This is a genomic window from Mesorhizobium sp. M5C.F.Ca.ET.164.01.1.1, assembly GCF_004792125.1.
Classification (GTDB): domain Bacteria; phylum Pseudomonadota; class Alphaproteobacteria; order Rhizobiales; family Rhizobiaceae; genus Mesorhizobium; species Mesorhizobium wenxiniae.
In genome coordinates this window covers 1-282 of sequence record NZ_SRTG01000610.1, presented here as the reverse complement: position 1 = coordinate 282, position 282 = coordinate 1, and the positions used below count along the sequence as shown (strand labels likewise).

Here is a 282-nt window from a genome sequence, read left to right as displayed (position 1 = left end):
GGAAAAGCCGCCGCCTTCATGGCGAAGGCAAGCGTGAAGAGGCTGGCAAGCGTCATCAGCGGCGCGGTTTCGCGCAGTCCGTTTGCCTTCAACGCGATATCGGCCATGTTGAGCGTGCCGAAGATGGCGTAGAGATAACCCACCGTGATCAGGAAAAGCGTCGTGCCGATGAGGTTCAGGACGGCATATTTCAACGCGCCGTCGATCTGGTCCCGCGTCGAGCCGAGCACGATGAGGCCGAAGGACGAGATCAGCAGCACTTCGAACCAGACATAGAGGTTG

General features: G+C 59.2%; 1 protein-coding gene. It reads right to left on the bottom strand.

Features of this window, described 5'->3' with window-relative positions:
- Positions 1-282, bottom strand: a 282-nt coding sequence (locus EN807_RS34985; RefSeq protein WP_281405275.1) for a proton-conducting transporter membrane subunit, incomplete at both ends; no start/stop codon positions are given.